The sequence below is a fragment of the Acinetobacter sp. ANC 4910 genome (assembly GCF_004331035.1).
Classification (GTDB): Bacteria; Pseudomonadota; Gammaproteobacteria; order Pseudomonadales; family Moraxellaceae; genus Acinetobacter.
In genome coordinates, this window is record NZ_SJNT01000021.1 from 1 (window position 1) to 15,500 (window position 15,500).

14 protein-coding genes are annotated in these 15,500 nt (G+C 39.1%); 3 read left to right on the forward strand and 11 right to left on the reverse strand.

The genetic code is table 11. The annotated features are described in order from the left end of the window. Positions 1-398: 398 nt before the first annotated feature. Genes E0H82_RS15885 through E0H82_RS15910 form a run of 6 tightly spaced genes read right to left on the reverse strand, consistent with a single transcriptional unit; the run spans position 399 to position 7,222 of the window. Entirely contained in the window at positions 399-1,457 is a 1,059-nt protein-coding gene (locus E0H82_RS15885; RefSeq protein ID WP_131265684.1) for a 2,3-butanediol dehydrogenase, read from the reverse strand. A 21-nt stretch (positions 1,458-1,478) separates the two neighbouring features. Further along, positions 1,479-2,264, reverse strand: a complete 786-nt coding sequence (locus tag E0H82_RS15890) for an acetoin reductase (RefSeq protein ID WP_131265685.1) — start codon at positions 2,262-2,264, stop codon at positions 1,479-1,481. An 11-nt stretch (positions 2,265-2,275) separates the two neighbouring features. Beyond that, a complete protein-coding gene (gene lpdA / locus E0H82_RS15895; protein WP_131265686.1) occupies positions 2,276-3,676 on the reverse strand; it encodes a dihydrolipoyl dehydrogenase in 1,401 nt (466 codons plus the stop codon). Positions 3,677-3,687: 11 nt separating this feature from the next. Then, positions 3,688-5,223 carry a 2-oxo acid dehydrogenase subunit E2 gene (locus E0H82_RS15900; protein ID WP_131265687.1) on the reverse strand — a complete coding sequence of 512 codons (1,536 nt, stop codon included), beginning with the start codon at positions 5,221-5,223 and terminating at the stop codon, positions 3,688-3,690. 1 nt (position 5,224) lies between these two features. Further along, entirely contained in the window at positions 5,225-6,244 is a 1,020-nt protein-coding gene (locus E0H82_RS15905) for an alpha-ketoacid dehydrogenase subunit beta (protein WP_004979604.1), read from the reverse strand. A gap of 15 nt (positions 6,245-6,259) precedes the next feature. After that, positions 6,260-7,222, reverse strand: coding sequence for a thiamine pyrophosphate-dependent dehydrogenase E1 component subunit alpha (locus tag E0H82_RS15910; protein ID WP_131265688.1), 963 nt, complete (start codon positions 7,220-7,222; stop codon positions 6,260-6,262). A gap of 342 nt (positions 7,223-7,564) precedes the next feature. Between E0H82_RS15910 and lipA the strand changes: the two genes are divergently transcribed. Beyond that, positions 7,565-8,539 carry a lipoyl synthase gene (lipA, locus tag E0H82_RS15915; RefSeq protein ID WP_131265689.1) on the forward strand — a complete coding sequence of 325 codons (975 nt, stop codon included), beginning with the start codon at positions 7,565-7,567 and terminating at the stop codon, positions 8,537-8,539. Between the two features lie 233 nt (positions 8,540-8,772). Next, positions 8,773-9,864: a transcriptional regulator gene (locus tag E0H82_RS15920; protein ID WP_131265690.1), complete on the forward strand. Its 1,092-nt coding sequence runs from the start codon at positions 8,773-8,775 to the stop codon at positions 9,862-9,864. A gap of 239 nt (positions 9,865-10,103) precedes the next feature. Here E0H82_RS15920 and E0H82_RS15925 read toward each other — a convergent pair whose 3' ends face one another. From E0H82_RS15925 to E0H82_RS15940, 4 genes are all read right to left on the reverse strand, one after another. Further along, entirely contained in the window at positions 10,104-10,658 is a 555-nt protein-coding gene (locus tag E0H82_RS15925; RefSeq protein ID WP_213073968.1) for a TetR/AcrR family transcriptional regulator, read from the reverse strand. An 848-nt stretch (positions 10,659-11,506) separates the two neighbouring features. Further along, positions 11,507-12,712 carry an MFS transporter gene (locus tag E0H82_RS15935; RefSeq protein WP_131265692.1) on the reverse strand — a complete coding sequence of 402 codons (1,206 nt, stop codon included), beginning with the start codon at positions 12,710-12,712 and terminating at the stop codon, positions 11,507-11,509. A gap of 42 nt (positions 12,713-12,754) precedes the next feature. Next, on the reverse strand, positions 12,755-12,889 hold the full coding sequence (locus tag E0H82_RS16760; protein ID WP_265937194.1) for an NAD(P)-binding domain-containing protein: 135 nt from the start codon (positions 12,887-12,889) through the stop codon (positions 12,755-12,757). A 183-nt stretch (positions 12,890-13,072) separates the two neighbouring features. After that, a complete protein-coding gene (locus tag E0H82_RS15940; protein ID WP_131265693.1) occupies positions 13,073-13,654 on the reverse strand; it encodes a TetR/AcrR family transcriptional regulator in 582 nt (193 codons plus the stop codon). 102 nt (positions 13,655-13,756) lie between these two features. Between E0H82_RS15940 and E0H82_RS15945 the strand changes: the two genes are divergently transcribed. After that, positions 13,757-13,990: a hypothetical protein gene (locus E0H82_RS15945; protein WP_131265694.1), complete on the forward strand. Its 234-nt coding sequence runs from the start codon at positions 13,757-13,759 to the stop codon at positions 13,988-13,990. Positions 13,991-14,012: 22 nt separating this feature from the next. Here the strand turns inward: E0H82_RS15945 and E0H82_RS15950 are convergent, their stop codons facing one another. Then, positions 14,013-15,182 (reverse strand): Fic family protein, encoded by a 1,170-nt coding sequence (locus tag E0H82_RS15950; protein ID WP_131265695.1) that lies wholly within the window; start codon positions 15,180-15,182, stop codon positions 14,013-14,015. Positions 15,183-15,500 lie beyond the last annotated feature (318 nt).

The window sequence follows — 15,500 nt, forward strand, 5'->3', positions numbered from 1 at the left end:
CACTTATTCGGCTCATTTTGTGAGCTTATTAATTGAATTATTCAGCTCATTTTATGACTTTTGACCTAATAAAACCTATATTGTGAGCCGAATAAATGGCTTAAACAGCTCATATATTGAGCCAAATATATAGATTATTCGGCTCATTTACGTCTTAGCCAAAAGGCACAGTTATGTAAGTCAAAAATGCCGTAATAGGTTGGTATTATTAATTTTTTCATTGCTATAAATGAGTAATATTTTTTTCTCAAAAATACTATAAAAAGACTTTTTGTGAATATATTTGCTCATTTGAACAAGGCAGTGTTCTTACGGCGAACTTATCGATTCAAAATAACAAGATGCAATAGACGTTGCATCTATTGCATCTTGGTTTTGCTAAATGGTTTAGCTATACATTAGGGATGAACAATAATTTTTACAGCAGACTCATTATTATGAATCAGCGTTTCAAAGCCTTTAGAAACAAGATCATCTAATGCAATACGTTGGGTAATAAAAGGTTCTAGATTAATCTTACCTTGCTCGACTAAACGGATGGTTTCCTGATGGTCATTGACATAAGCAATCGTGCCACGAATATCTAGCTCTTTCATCACCACACTATGTACATTAATTGTGGCAGGATGGCTCCAAATAGAAACGATAACGACTACACCAGTTGGTTTCATTGCTGCAACAAGTGTATCCATGACTTTATTGACACTACTACATTCAAAAGCGACATCTACACCACGGCCTTCAGTAATTTTCATTACTTCATCAACCACATCAACCTTAGATGGGTCTAGTACATAATCGGCAACGCCAGCCTCTATCGCTTTTTCTTTACGTTTTGCACTCAGTTCAGTAATGATGACCGTAAGACCTTTGGCCTTTAAAATAGCTGATAAAAGTAAGCCTATAGGGCCTGCTCCACCAACCAGTGCGATATCGCCAGCTTTTGCACCACTTCTGACATAGGCATGATGACCAACAGATAAAGGTTCTATCAACGCTGCTTGGTCTAAGGGAATATCATTTGAAATAGGATGTACCCATCGTCGTTGAACTGCAATTTTTTCAGAAAGACCGCCACCACGTCCGCCTAAACCAATAAAGTTCATATTTTTTGATAAATGATACTTATCATTCGGGCCAGTCGGCACATCGTCAGCAATAATGTAGGGTTCAACTACGACATGTTGCCCAATTTGGATATCATCTACACCCTCACCAACTGCATAAACCACACCTGAAAATTCATGTCCCATTGTTACAGGTGCAGACTCTCCCGAAATTGGGTGTGGATGACCACAAGGTGGAATAAAAATAGGGCCTTCCATGAATTCATGTAAATCTGTACCGCAAATACCGCACCATGCAACTTGAATTCCCACTGTGCCTGGAAGTACTTTTGGTTCAGGAATATCTTCAATCCGAATATCCCCTCGGTCATAAAAACGAGCTGCTTTCATTATGTATTCCTTATGTTGATATTAACGGTAAACCATTCCACCATCTGTCAAAATAGACTGACTTGTAATGTAGTTTGCATCTTCACTGGCTAAAAATGTAACTAATGCAGCCACATCATCTGGTGTTTCAGCACGTCCTAAAGCAATACCATCTACATATTTTTTATACGTTTGACCAATCGGTGCGCCTGTAATTTCAGAGAAACGCTGATCTATTTCGACCCACATGTCTGTGCCCACAACACCTGGACAATAACTATTCACAGTAATTTTAGCACTGGCATATTCTTTAGCCGCAGCTTGTGTCAATGCACGAACTGCAAATTTAGTTGCCGAATAAACACCGAGTAAAGCAAAACCTTCATGACCTGCTATTGAGCACGCATTAATAATTTTTCCAGCCTGTTGACGTTGTTTAAATTTATTTGCTGCGGCTTGAATCCCCCAAAGTACACCGCCAACATTGATATTCATAATTTGGTTAAATTCACTCGGCGTTACTTCTGCCAAAGCTTTGACTTGTGCAATACCAGCATTATTGATCATGATATCAAAACCATTAAGTGTCGATTCGGCATGATCGATTGCATGACTTACTTGTATGGGATCTGAAATATCCGCAATAAATGTGGTGGCTTTTACGCCAAAGGCTTCAACTTCTTTTTGAACAGCATTTAACTTTTCTTGATGAAGATCGACCAAGGCAATATGAACACCTTCTTGCGCTAAACGTAAGGCAATACCGCGTCCAATGCCTTGTGCCGCACCCGTAATTAATGCAACTTTATTGTTTAAACCTCTAGGCATGTTGCGACTCCTTAAATATGGATTGCACGTTGCATCGCCGACAATACCGACTCATGCATCGCCTCAGACAAAGTCGGATGAGGGAAAATGACCTGCGCTAAGCTTTCATCCGTAGCTTCTAGGTATTTTGCGATGGCAAAACCTTGAATATGTTCGGTGACTTCATGTCCAACCATGTGAGCACCCAACAATTCCCCCGTTTCCTGACTAAAAATGGTTTTAACAAATCCTGCGCTATCGCCCAAAGCCAAGGCTTTACCATTGGCTTGTAAAGGGAACTTACCCACATTGATATTCAAGCCCGCAGCTTTCGCTTTCTGTTCTGTCAAACCTATACTGGCCACTTGAGGATGGGTAAAAATACAGCCTGGAATTTGTGTACGATCTAAAGCATGTACATGACTCAGTCCTGCAATTTTCTCCACACAAAGAATGGCTTCATGACTGGCTTTGTGTGCCAAACACGGTGCACCTGCGACATCGCCAATTGCATAAATGCCCACAACATTGGTTTTACACCATGAGTCGACTTTAATAAAACCATTCTCAAATTCAATACCCAAAGCTTCTAGACCAAGATTTTCAGCATTCGGTTTCACGCCAATTGCTGAAAGTACCTTTTCAACGCTAATAATTTGCACACCTGTGGCAGTTTCAATATGACAATGTACTTGAGCCTGATCAGTTTCTATTTTTTTTACGGTCGCTTCGGTTAAAACCTGCATACCCTGCTGTTCAAATTGCTTTTGTACATACTTCGCAACTTCAATGTCTTCGCTGGGTAGAATCTGCTTTGCAATATCAACCAAGGTGACTTGGCAGCCTAAGTCTTGGTATAGGCTTGCAAACTCACTGCCTATAGCACCTGAACCAATGACCAGTAAAGACTTTGGTAATTGTTCTGGAACTAAAGCCTCTTTATAACTCCAGACCTGATGGCCATCTACAGGAATATGAGGCAAATTAGCCGCACGTGCACCTGTTGCGACAATAATATGCGGTGCAGAAATCTGCTGTTTTTGACCATTCGCATCTGTAAGCTCTAATTGCTCTTTGGCAATAAACTGGGCTGTAGCATTAAAAACAGTGATTTGATTCTTTTTCAACAATTGCCCGATACCTTGTACCAGTTGTTCAGAAACCTGTCTGCTATGATGGACCAGTTTTTGAATGTCAAAATCAACCGCGTTAAGAGTAAAGCCAAACTGCTCTGCATGTTTGAACTGCCGCGCAAGCGCAGCCCCGCTCAATAATGCCTTGGTTGGAATGCATCCCCAATTAAGACACACACCGCCTAAGTGTTGTTTTTCAACGATTGCAGTTTTTAATCCCAGTTGCGCTGCGCGAATCGCAGCGACATATCCTCCAGGACCAGCACCAATAACCACAAGATCAAATTGTGTATCTGACATAGCTATTCCTCCTACACCAAAATCAATGCAGGATTTTCGACAAACTGCTTAAATGACGATAGGAATTGAGCACCTAACGCACCATCAATCACACGATGATCACAAGACAATGTTGCTGTCACCATTTCACGAACAACAATCTCATCATTTTCGACGACAGCACGTTTCTCTGCTGCACCTAGGGCCAGAATTGCACCTTGAGGTGGGTTAATAATGGCATCAAACTGTTGAATACCAAGCATTCCCAAATTGGAAATACTGAAACTGCCGCCTTGAAACTCATCAGGCGCTAATTTTCCAGTTTTGGCACGTGTCGCCAGATCGCGCATATCATTGGAAATTTGCGCCAAAGATTTACGGTTTGCTGCTTTGATAATTGGTGTGATCAGTCCGTTTTCGATGGCCACAGCAACCGAAATATCAGCCTGTTCAAACTGTAAGATTTGCTGATTTTCTTCATCAAACTGAACATTGACCTGTGGAACTTTGATCAGTGCTGCGGCAGCAGCTTTAATCAGCATATCGTTAATGGACAGTTTTACTTGCGGTACGGTACTGTTAATTTGCTGACGCAAAGCCTGAACCGACTCAACATTTAAGTCTATTGTTAAGCGAAAATGTGGTGCATTGCGTTTTGCCGCTTGTAGCCGTGAAGCGATTGCTTTACGCATACCATTCATAGCCACGGTGGTAAATTTTACTGACTCTGTTGGATGCACATGATCAGCATGTTGAGCTTGTACAGGGTTTTCACGTTGATATACAGCTTCAACATCTTCCTTACAGACTCGTCCACGTGAACCCGATGCACGACAATCATGCAAATTAATGCCCCATTGTTTTGCCAAACGGCGGGCAACAGGTGTTGCTAGAACATAACTATCATCTGCTTTAGATTTCGCGGCTTTCGTACTGGCTTGATGATGCACATCTGGCCAAGAACCACCAGCAGCTTGAACTGCGGCCTGAACATCTTGAACACTAATACGACCTTCACGTCCAGAACCCGTAATCTTAGACAAGTTTACATTATGCTTTTGAGCCAATTTCAAGGCATGTGGCGTTGCGAAAATATCATTGTTTTGTTGGTAGCCTTGTAACGCAGCAGGAATTGAAAATCCGCCCTGAGTCACCGCTTTTGATGCATTACCAACACTGTTTTGTTGAGGAGCAGCTTGTACTTTGGTTTCAGCTTGAGCTAAAGCTACTTTTTCAGGAAACGCCGCTACCGCTTTATTTTCAGTTACAGCAGGTGTTCCACCTAAGGACTGTGCAAATGCTTCAACTTCTGTATCGGAAACTTGAGCATCTGCACAAATTGCAATGACTCCACCTACAACAAGTGTGTCACCATCTTTAGCAATAATTTTTCGTAGCAAGCCATCGAAAGGCGCTTCCAGAACATTGACGATTTTTGTGGTTTCAATTTCACAAATTTCCTGTCCTTTACTAAATTGCGTACCTTCCTGAATCAGCCATTGGGCAATTGTGCCCTCTTCCATGGACAAACCCCATTTTGGGATTTCTAAGGTTTTAATTTCGCTCATCCTAAGCCTCCAACGTCTTACGTACAGCCTGTTCGATGCGTTCTACACTAGGTAGCCATTCTTTTTCTAATACTGGTGAAAATGGTACGGGTGAGTGTGGTGGAGTAACTAACTCGATTGGTGCTTTAAGGTAATGAAAGCCTTTCTGTGCAATGAGTGCAGCTACATCATGTCCGAAACCACAACGCGCCGCAGATTCATCTACAATCACTACCCGACCTGTGGAAGCAACCGACTCTAAAATGCCATCTTCGTCTAATGGAGAAATGGTTCGAGGGTCAACCACTTCAACCGAAATGCCTTCTTTTGCCAGCTTATCAGCGACTTCATTGGCACGATGCACCATCAAGCTTAAGGCAATAATGGTAATATCAGTGCCTTCACGGGTGTAATTCGCGACACCAAAAGGAATGGTGTAGGCCTCATCTGGCACTTCGCCTTTAATGTCATACAATAATTTGTGTTCACAAAAGACCACTGGGTCATCATCTCGAATGGCTTGAATCAACAACCCTTTCACATCATAGGCACTCGAAGGTACCACCACTTTTAAGCCTGGCACTGAGGCAAACACGTTATATGGTGACTGGGAGTGCTGCGCTGCTGCGGAAAAACCTGCACCGATCATGCCACGTACAACGAGTGGCGCTTTGGCTTTGCCACCAAACATATAACGGAATTTAGCCGCTTGGTTATACAACATGTCATAACACACGCCATAAAAATCCATAAACATTAAATCGGCCACAGGTCTTAAACCCGTTGCAGCAGCACCTGCCGCCATACCAATAATCGCAGATTCTGTAATTGGAGTATCAATGACCCGTTCAGAACCAAATTCAGTCCATAAGCCTTTGGTTACACCAAGTACACCGCCAAAACCTTCCAGTTTATTGTCATCGGTATTTTTGCCACCATGCCCACCACGTACATCCTCACCAACCACAATGACACTTGGGTCTCGGCGCATTTCTAATTCAATTGCTTCTTTAATTGCGTTTCGATAACTTTTATTTGGCATTTTTCTACTATTCCTTTAGTAAGAGACGTAAACATCTGTAAGTAACTGAGAGACTTCTGGGTACTTAGCTGCGCGTGCTTTTGCAACGGCATCGTCTACATTGGCTTTAGACTGGACATCAATCGCATCCAGTTTGGCTTCGTCAATTTTACCTTTGACTTTTTCACGGAATATTTTCAATGGGTCTTTATGTTCTTTGACATAATCCAGTTCTTCTTTAGAGCGGATAAGCCCCGGATCACCTTCAAAATGTCCATAAAAACGGTTAGTTACCGTTTCAATTACACTTGGACCTTCACCACGGCGGGCACGTTCAATCGCTTTTTGTGCTACTTCATACACAGCAAAAAAGTCTGTTCCATCTACTTTTTCAGCAGGTAAGCCAAAACCTGCTGCTCGACCTGCAATGTCTTTACTGCCTACGGCATAGTCATGTGCAGTACCTTCACCAAAACCGTTATTTTCAAAAACAAAAATGACAGGAAGCTTTAACACCACAGCCATATTAATGGCTTCAAAAGTTAAGCCCTGATTTGAACCGCCATCCCCCGTAAACGACAGACCAATACCACCATTCTTGAGTGTCTTGGCACTTAAAGCAGCCCCAATTGCTAAAGGTGGGCCACCACCCACAATACCGTTTGCACCAAGCATGCCTTTATCTAAGTCCGCAATGTGCATTGAGCCGCCTTTACCACGACACAAACCATCATCTTTGCCAAAAATTTCTAGCATCATGGCGTGAATGTCACAGCCCTTAGCAATACAATGTCCGTGACCACGATGTGTTGATGTAATGAAGTCCTTGTCTGTTAAATTTTCACAGATCCCTACGGCAACAGCTTCCTCACCGCTATATAAATGGATGAAACCGGGAATATCACCAGTATTGTTTTCATCGTGAAGTCGATCCTCAAATTCACGAATGTCGCGCATTCTTTTGTATGCTGCTAGCAATTGATCTTCCGTTAATTGCATATCTTTGTTCCTTATTAACTACGCTTAAAAGAAAATCCAAAAATGAAGGGTTGGATTTTTAAACCGTATATTTATATAAAGATATTTTTATTTAATTTCATATTAGACTAAAAAAATATAATGCATAAAAAGATAAGATAAATATTAAAAACAGAAGGTTATGAAATTAAAAATTTTTGTAAAATTTTACAATAGTTCAATCACATACAAAAACAAACCTTTAACCAACCTTTGTTTTATATGATAAGTTTTTTGCCCTGTTTTAATATTATTAATGCAGTTAAAGCAGCTTATTTAATATCAGGGTCTATATTAATTATTTTAAACGACGGAGTGTTTGAAATGGATTTAAATAACACAGTATTAACAGGAAAGAAGTTACGTGGCGCTGAAAAAATGGCGCGTATTCCTATTAAAGTTGTTCCAACGGAAACGATACCGAAAAAGCCAGAATGGATTCGGACTAAAATTAGTCAACCTGAAGACGTTCAAATCATTAAGGATTTATTAAGGCAACAAAAACTGCATACGGTTTGCGAAGAAGCGGCTTGTCCTAACTTGCCACAATGTTTCGGTAGTGGAACAGCAACATTCATGATTATGGGAGATATCTGTACTCGACGCTGCCCATTCTGTGATGTCGCTCATGGTCGCCCTCATGTTTTAGATATTAATGAGCCAAAGCATTTGGCTGAAACAGTCAAGAATTTAAACTTAAAGTATGTCGTGATTACTTCGGTTGATCGAGACGACTTAAAAGATGGTGGCGCACAGCATTTTGCCAATTGCATTCGAGAAATTCGTGAGATTAGCCCAAATACTTTGATTGAAATTTTGGTTCCTGATTTTCGTGGTCGTGCAGATATTGCCATGAAGATTCTGAGCCAAAACCCACCCGATGTTTTTAATCATAATATTGAAACCGTTCCACGTCTGTATAAAGCCATGCGACCAGGCTCTAACTATCAGCATTCATTGGATTTACTCAAAAAATTTAAACACTACTGTCCCGACATCCCAACCAAATGCGGTTTGATGGTCGGTTTGGGAGAAGTCGAGGCTGAGGTTATTGTGTTATTGAATGATTTGAAAGATTATCAAGTTGACTATGTCACAATCGGTCAATACTTACAGCCATCTAAGTCTCATGCGCCAATTCATCGTTTTGTTACGTTGCAAGAGTTTAAGCACTATCAAACACATGGAGAGCGCTTAGCATTTAAAAATATTTGGAGTGCACCATTGGTACGGTCAAGTTATTTTGCTGATCGTCAGTATCATGGTGAGGCTGTGGCTAACCCTTACATGAGCGAATGAATTTTCATCCTATTTACGTTTATTAACATTTCAGATGGAAATAGTCATTTTCAGCTCATAAAAACACTTTTAAAGTAGCTCAAGGACTGGTAAAGCCAAAAGATGTGATTTAACCAAGCAAAGATAAAAGCATTTAAAATCGAAGCAAGAAGAAATGACGTAAATGACTATAAATTTGGAAGCTCATTTCTAAAGTTTAAAAATATTACAGTCTCATCATAAAGGAATATGATATGAATCTGTTCAATACCGCACCTGCAAAAAAGCTGCAAACAACCCATTTAGTTAATCAGACTACTGTGCATGCCGCCCCTGTTTTAGCATTGCCTCAAGAAGATCAAACGTCTTTATTCCGCCGCTCTATTCAACATAATTATGCAGATTTACTCAAAATAGCGGATGATTCAGATATGGCGATTGGTCTTACAGATCATCACGGGACTCTCTTATGGACATGGAGTAGTTCAGCCATGCTTTCTTCTGCTGAACAGGTTCATTTTATTGAAGGTGGACATTGGTCTACACAGGCCGTTGGAACCAATGCGATTGGTATGACGTTAAACAGCCAAATTTCAAGTTGCGTCTATTCTCATGAAAACCAAATGGACAGTGTTCGAGATTGGGTTTGTTATGCCGCACCGATCTGGGATCCGACATCAGGGCAATTTCATGGCATTATTAACCTTTCCACAAAATATAAAAAACATACTCCTTTGGGGCTGCTTGCAGTTGAACGCTGTGCAGATTTAATACAGCGAGCCATAAAATTTGAGCAGCAAAATTTTTTATACATTAAAGCGCTAGGTTCACCTTGGGTTCAATTTAATGGGCACACTTTAAATTTGAGTCACCGTCAAATTGAAATACTTTGCATTTTAGCTTTGCATCCCTATGGTATTGGTTTAGAAGAGTTACACTATGCCCTTTATGGTGAACGTAGTGTCAGTCTAAAAACCCTAAAGGCTGAGCTTTCACAATTGCGTACCCTACTACCACACTGTATTGAAGCTCGTATTTATAGACTGACCTGTGAGGTTCAATGTGATTTTTTACGTGCTGAACAATCTTTAAATGCAAATCTTATTGCCAGTACATTTTCGCTATATAAAGGGAGCTTTTTATTTAAATCAGAAAGCCCTTTATTGAGTACGTGGCGACATTGTTTTGATGCCCGTTTAAGCCAAATGATTTATCAAATAAAAGATATCGATCAATTATTGCGAATTATTGGTCAAACTCACGATCGCATTGATGCAATACAACGCTTATTAGAATTATTACCACAGGACAGCATTCACCGTAATTATTTTAAAAATCTTATTTAAATCTGATTTGTATCCTATACAACGCAGTTGTTGCTGCAGCTCAGCATCATGAATCTGCAAAATTGTATTTATGATGCTGAGTACCTTAAGTAACATACTATTCCTTATGCAAAATCCATCGCTATCTCATGCACTGGATATGATGATCTAATTTGATGAACATTAATTTCAGTTGATCTATTTCTTCATGATTGTCTGTATCTAATGTGCAGATCTGGAAGATGAATAAATGATTCCCCTCACCCCAACCCCATCAAAAAATACTTAAGCAACCTCTCCCGTTCATCTGGCTTGTTCGGGTCTAAAAGCTGAACCATTGCCCCGTCTATCACAAACAAAAACAGGTGTGCATCTTGTTTTAAAGCATTCGAATTAGTCGTTAAAAGCAAATTATAAATTTCATTCATCAGCCAGTTTCGGTAGTCAATTACAAGCTGATACGCCTTTGGATATAATTTCGATATTTCAAAAATCGCTTTAAACGGCAAATTGTAAAGCCCTTCTACATTGGCATGTAAAAAGAAAATTTTACGAAGCTGTTCAACCAGCGATAGTTCTTTATTAACGTAGATAATTGAAATAACTTCATGTTTAAGACCATCTGTTTGAAAAGTTAAACTCATTTCAATAAGACGTTCTTTCGAGTGAAAGTAATTATAAAACGTAGCTTTGGGGACTTTTGCCGACTTTATAATTCGGTCTATCCCTACATTGTGAAAGCCATATTTATTAAAAAGAAACCTTGAAGTATGAAGCACACTTAAAGCACGAAATGAGAGAACTAAATTTGGCATAGTTTTACCGTTATAAAATAAATTCTTGTTGTATATAAAAGAGATATAAAAGCCTTTTAGTTTTTTTAAGGTGAAAAAAGGCGTAGCAAAGCCGTAAAGACTGTGCCTAGCACATCTCAAGTTTTATTGTTGCTAAGTTTTTTAGTAATAATAAATGAAAGCCTGAACAGCCGAACGGCGGTCAAAGCTTGGTAAAATTTTAAGTTGTGTCGTTATAGTGTACTTTGACAATGGCTGCCAAAAAAATATGAATGTGCAAAGCCAACTCCTTATATTTGGAGTTCTGCCAGAGCATAAGAGGTTTATGGTGGCAGAACGAAAGAGGGTTGACAGACTGGTTTCGACTCCAGCACACCCGCAGGTGTCCCTCTCCCGTCCTACCGCAACGGGAGGGAACGAGATATACACGCAAAACTATTCCTCAGAGAAATAATCCTGATGTAGTCGAAAAAACGGTCTGTCAAAACCGACTGGCAATGTGGCCAGCACGCAAATGTTAATCTTCAATATTTAAGGTGTCAATGTGAAAATGGCTAGAAAATATTTAAATAATTATTGTTTTTCATTTAATTAGATGTTTAAGGATAATCTTAAATACATATTGAGTATCTACTTTCAGATTATGATGAAAAAAATAAAGTTAAAAAAAGACATGAGTTACGTTATACTTTTTTTTGAATTAGGAACTGTAAAAATAAAGTAAAGAATCGATTAAATTGTCTTAAAATTTATAGCATCAATAAAAATATTTTATTAAGTGTATGAAGTTGATCCTCTAAATATTCATTTAATGGTGAATAGACACTAGCTTGATTGGAACCAATCTAGTGTCTAAAGTTATTTAAAAATTATCTATTTTTAAATCCATGTACCTTAGCTTGTAAGACCACATAGAAGGAAATTATTGATAAAACACACATCGCTATCGTGAATGATGATGGACCGATTTTTTGAAGTAATATTCCACCTAATAATCCTCCTCCAGCAACGGCTAAATTGAAGACAGTAACTAACATAGACTGGGCTACATCGGCACCTTCACCAGCAGTATCTGCAATTGCTGTTTGAAGCAAAGTTGGAGCCCCACCAAACGTCATACCCCACAGCGCGATACCACTCAGTACTAGCCAAGCAGAGTTCCCACTACCACCTAAGCCAATTAAGATCGCAGCAATTGCAAATCCAGCTAAACTTAGCAAGGTTAATAAACGTAATGACTGATCCACCCAAACACCAGTGACCCAAATCCCAATGATTGATGACACACCAAATAATAAAAGTACCAGATCTATATGATTACCAAGCCCTACAGATGCCAAGTAAGGTGAAATAAAGGTATACAAGACGTTATGTGCAAGAATCCATAAGAAAATTACCGCTAACACTGAGCGAATACCTGAATGTAAAAAAATCTCTTTAATCGACTGGCGTTGCTCTGCAACTTGTCCAGAAAAGTTTGGAATCGCGGCTCTAATCCAAATCACTAGAAATAAAGCGAGCAGAGAAATAATCCAAAATACGCCTCTCCAACCAAACATACTACCTAGCCAAGTACCTAAAGGCACTCCAAGACATAAGGCAATAGGCTGTCCTACACCAACTATGGCTAGCGCTCGACCCTGTAAGTTAGCAGATACCATGCTTCGAGCATAACCTGCGAGTACTCCCCAAATAATTCCCGCCGACATCCCCGCAATAAAACGAGCAACCAACACAACAATATAGCTGGAAGATAACGCAGTTAAGGTATTGAAGATTAATAAGCCACTTATTGCCAGTAAAAATAAAGGTCTTCGTGACCAACTGCGAGTAGCTGCAACAACAGGAATAGCGGCTATCACAGAACCTAAAGCGTAAACAGATACTAATTGCCCTGCTAAAGCTTCTGTTACCTGTAAATCCCTACTAATTAATGGCAATAAACCTGCTGGCATGGTTTCTGTCATAATTGTAATGAAACCAGCAAGCGTAAATGCTAGAAGCTTTAAAACAGGAATATCTTTTTTAGAGCTATTCACAATATCTGATGTCACAGAGTTATTTTGTATATTCATAATCCAGCCTTTAATGCTGCTTTGCTTGACTCTTCTAAAGCTTTATTTTTCATAGCTACGGTTCCATACATTCACGTTAAAACCATTTTCTTTAAGGTTCCTAGCTATTGCAGCCCTCATAATGCCAGTAGCGAAGACTGCAATTGTCTTTGTTTTAGATTGTGCTGCTTGAGTCATTGTTACTTCCTTTCTTTGTTGCTGATAAAAAATGGTGTGTGTTGAATTTGTATGACTGACTTTTAAAATGGATTGTTTTGTAACGATCATTCCAAAATAGGTAAAAAAAGGACATGCCTTGATCTATTAACAGTTCATCTATTAATACATCAAGGAATATGACTATTTTATCAATTCATAAATTTAGATTGCGCTTATCGCAATATCCACGATGTCAACGAGTCTTTCAGATTGACATTTTTTTTCACTGCCTTTACTTACGACACGGATTCCTTGAATCGTACTCACGATAAATCTAGCCAATGCTTCAGGGTTTTTTGTAGCATCAATTTCGCCATTAGCCTGCCCACGCAGTATTAACGAGCTAATGGCTCTTTCCATTCTGCTTAAATTTTTTGCTACTAAATCAGCAATTCCCTCATCATGCCTTGCCATCTCTAAACAGGCATTGGCAACCATACAGCCCAGATTTTCAGTATCATTCAGCTCTTCCGAGACAATTTTCATGAGTAAACGGCGTATTAGTTCTCTGACAGTTCCATCTTCAGATAGTATGGCTATATTGCTAGCAGTAATCTCATAATAACGTTTTAAAGCAAATTCATATAATCCGTATTTACTTCCAAAAGCATTATAAAGGCTGCCACGTCCTAGGCCTGTGCCCTCTACTAAGTCTTGAATACTTGTTCCAGCATAGCCTCTTTGCCAAAAAACTTTCATAGCAGCTTCTGCTATATCATCTTCTTCAAACTCTTTTGGTCTCATTTGAAATTCTTTCTGGAATGATCATTCAAAAAATATATCATTCACTCGACTTAAACGTCAATAAAAAATCTTATTAACACTATTTATCAAGGAATATATTTTATGGGTAAAATTACACGCATGGGTTCAGATCAAGCACAGTATGCAGAATCAATATCAATTCCAAGCGATATTTCTTTAGTTTACGTAAGTGGAATTCTTGCAGACATTGGAGATTCTTCAGCTCCAGTTGATACAATTAAAGCTTATGGTTACACACAAACACAGACCGTATTTATATTAAATAAAATTAAAAATATTTTTAAAAAAAATCTTAGAATGAATAACATCACTTAATTAAGAGCTTTTTTAGTTGGAACTAAAGAGCATGAGTGTTTTGAGTAAACTTTTCTTTATCGACTTTCAGCACGTAGCGGGTATTACGTCCACCACCTTCAAGTTTATACAGCACATCTCCTTCCAAAAGCTCGGTTAGGTGACGTGTTGCTGTAGCTTTACTTACTCCAGTGACCTTTTGATACTGCGAAGCATTAATGCCTAAAGGGAAATCATTTTCTTCCCCATTAAGTAAACGATTTAAAACTTTATTCTGGGCTTCATTGAATTCGATATGAGAATAAGAGCTCCAGAATTTTGCTTTTGCAATCGTTCGATCAAGTCGCAATAACGACCTGTCGATACTTTTTTCTAAGGTGTCTAAAAACCAGACTAGCCACTCATTAATCGTATAGGTGTTATTCTGGCATTTCTCAAGAACCTCATAATAACTACTACGATTTTCATGGATGGCCACGGACATAGCGTATAAACGGATACTTTGATGATCCATTTGGGCTAATGCCAAGTCTGTAATGACACGAGTGATACGGCCATTACCATCTTCAAATGGGTGTAATGTCACAAACCAGAAATGAGCAAGTGCAGCTCGCAATAACGGATCAAGCATTACATCTTCTCTGGAACTATTGAACCATTCTATAAATTCATTCATTAGTCCCTGTAAATGTTCTCCACCCTCAGGTGCTTCAAAGTAAACTTTAGTTGTCGTGCCATAAGGAGAACCACCAACAACCTGCATTGGTGCCTCATTATCACGGATCTCTCCTACTTTTATTTTTTGGGCAACATAATCGAAGCGTTCTATGGTTTGAAAAAGCCAGTTATGCCATTGCAACAAGCGCTCCATGGTTAATGGCGCATTATGGTTACTCACTGCATCCATCATGATATTGGCTAAGCCTTCAGTTTTATCTTGAATCGGTGCAGGATTTTCTTCTGTTACCCCTAAACGCCGAGCTAATGAGGATTTGAGTGAACGAATATTCAACTTCTCATCTTCAATGAGTGAGGATGCTACTAGGTTTGTGAGCAGTGTATCTAATGGTAATGCCTCAGCATCTGGTGAAGCTTTGCTCTCACCGACCAATTGACCTATCTTCTTATGAATTAAACGCAGTTTTACCGTGACGAGTGCTTCATCCCATTTAAATTTAGTCCAGTTTGCTTTTTGCCATACCCATTTTTTCATAAGCATTCCCCTACTCCATGAGCCGATTGTAACACTTATTCGGCTCATTTTGTGAGCTTATTAATTGAATTATTCAGCTCATTTTATGACTTTTGACCTAATAAAACCTATATTGTGAGCCGAATAAATGGCTTAAACAGCTCATATATTGAGCCAAATATATAGATTATTCGGCTCATTTACGTCTTAGCCAAAAGGCACAGTTATGTAAGTCAAAAATGCCGTAATAGGTTGGTATTATTAATTTTTTCATTGCTATAAATGAGTAATATTTTTTTCTCAAAAATACTATAAAAAGACTTTTTGTGAATATATTTG